The organism is Kocuria himachalensis, assembly GCF_054784195.1.
Genome location: NZ_BAAGPL010000056.1, coordinates 1 through 1,826 on the forward strand (window position 1 = coordinate 1; position 1,826 = coordinate 1,826).

3 protein-coding genes and 1 pseudogene are annotated in these 1,826 nt (G+C 66.0%); 2 read left to right on the forward strand and 2 right to left on the reverse strand.

Annotation, left to right across the window (positions count from 1 at the left end; translation table 11 throughout):
* Positions 1 to 26: 26 nt before the first annotated feature.
* On the reverse strand, positions 27 to 374 hold the full coding sequence (locus ACYVM4_RS18475; protein WP_460669498.1) for a hypothetical protein: 348 nt from the start codon (positions 372 to 374) through the stop codon (positions 27 to 29).
* Positions 371 to 1,141 (reverse strand): ParA family protein, encoded by a 771-nt coding sequence (locus tag ACYVM4_RS18480; protein WP_035930583.1) that lies wholly within the window; start codon positions 1,139 to 1,141, stop codon positions 371 to 373. Before ACYVM4_RS18480 ends, ACYVM4_RS18475 begins: the two co-directional genes overlap by 4 nt.
* A 285-nt stretch (positions 1,142 to 1,426) precedes the next feature.
* Here ACYVM4_RS18480 and ACYVM4_RS18485 point away from each other — a divergent pair, with 285 nt between their 5' ends.
* Together ACYVM4_RS18485 and ACYVM4_RS18490 are read left to right on the forward strand one after the other, a co-directional pair.
* A complete protein-coding gene (locus tag ACYVM4_RS18485) occupies positions 1,427 to 1,624 on the forward strand; it encodes an antitoxin VbhA family protein (RefSeq protein ID WP_460669499.1) in 198 nt (65 codons plus the stop codon).
* A pseudogene (locus ACYVM4_RS18490) lies at positions 1,617 to 1,826 on the forward strand (Fic/DOC family protein); the annotation flags it as partial. The gene ACYVM4_RS18485 and the pseudogene ACYVM4_RS18490, both read left to right, overlap by 8 nt.

Below are 1,826 nucleotides of genomic sequence, written 5' to 3' on the forward strand. Positions count from 1 at the left end.
ACACCCTCCCCTATCGGGGGCCGGTGTTATCGGTTGAGTTGTTGGGCGTAGGCGCGCACCGCGTTTTCGATCACCGCGCGGGCGGTGCCGTCGTGCTCGGTGAGCTCCTCGATCAGATCGGAGACGTCCTGAGCCACCCGCACCCCCAGCTGGATCGTGGGTTCCCGGCGCGGCCGGCCCCGGCCGCGCTTCGGCGCCGCTGGAGGCTCTGTCGTCGGTGCCGCCTGCACCAGCGGGGACGACACTACCGGTGTCGCGGGCTGGGGTGTAGCAGTACGTGGGGGTGTGTAGTCGACCGGGTCGATGTGCTCATCCGGTGCCGGGCGGGGCCTCCGGCGCTGGAGTGAGGCGGGGCGCTCGGGCTGCTCGGTCATCGCAGCACCTTCTTCGCGATCGCGGTGTACGCATCCAGCACCCGGGCGCCCTTACGATATTGGCCGTACCACTCCCCCGAAATGCGTACCTCCTGGACGATGGCCCGGTCCGGGATCAACGGCTCCAGGAAAAGCCCGGTGGCTCGGAGCTCCTCGAGGCTGGCGACGGCCGCCCGGCTCATGATCGTTTCCTTCACCCCACCGACCACGATGCCGGCCTCGGTGAGGGTGTCCGGGGCGCCGAGTTGCTGGCGGTGCCGGCGGAACTGGGCGACCGTGCGCCTCGCCCCGTCCACCCCGTCGATGCCATCACTGGTGGCGGTGGCGGCGTAGACCACGGTGTCCGCCGCGTTCAACGCAGACAGCGTCAACGGCCCACCCTGCCGGTTCGGGCAGTCAATGACCACCACATCCGCCTGAAGGCCGGTCAGGGAGATCTTCAGCCGCAGCTCTGCGTGATCGGCCCGGTCGGCCTCGCGGTTGGAGACGTTGCGGGCCGAAGGAATGACCCGGAGGTTGGGGTGCCACCCGCTGGGCACCGCGAGGTCTTCGGCCCAGCCTTCGGGGTTCTCATCGCCCAGGATTGCCCCAACGTGCATTCCTTCAGCCGAGGGCTCCACCCCAAACCACTTGGTGGAGGCAGCACGGGGGTCGAGGTCAACGAGGACGACTCGACGTCCCTCGGCGGCGGCGACCATTGCTAGGGAGACGGCGGTGGTGGTCTTAGTGACTCCACCGGATTCGCTGTACACCATGAGGGTTTGCATGCTTTCAAGCTATCAAGCTTGTGGGCCATCAAGCCATCTGCCTAGTTAGATGGCTTGCTATATAGCTTCCTAACTAGTTATCTAGCGTGCTCGCTCGCTAGCTATCTACCATTAATTATACGGGTCATGCTTCTGGGGTGTCATCGTGGACAAGGATGTTGGGGCAGAGAGTGCGTTTCGCAACCGAGGCTGGCATCCCCGGCTCGTATGACGCCAGGTGCTGGTCAGGGGTGCTTGGTAGACTAGAGCGCATAGCACGACCCAACACACCACCGGGGAGGTTCCATGGCGCAGCAGCACATTCTGCCACCGACTCTCGAGGTGGACCGGGCACAGCAGGTAGCTTCCGTGGCGCACAGTGCTGCCATGGAAGGACTTCACGTCACCACAGCGACCCGTGCTGAGATGGATCGTTTCGCCGAAGGTGGGCTCGAGGTCGAGGAGCTGGTTCGGCGCACGCGCGCCCGCTACGGCCTTGAGTGAGGCCCCCGGCCCGCACCGTGACCCGTATCTGGACCCGCACACCGAGATCCTGACCAACCTGATCGGCGCACGCACCGCGACAGAGCTCGCCGCCGCAGAAGCCGACCTGGTGGCGGTCCGCACCCTGCAGCTGTGGCGCCATCCACCGGCGCCCACCCGAGATCTGGTCGAGTTGCAAGCCATTCACCGTCACCTGTTCCAG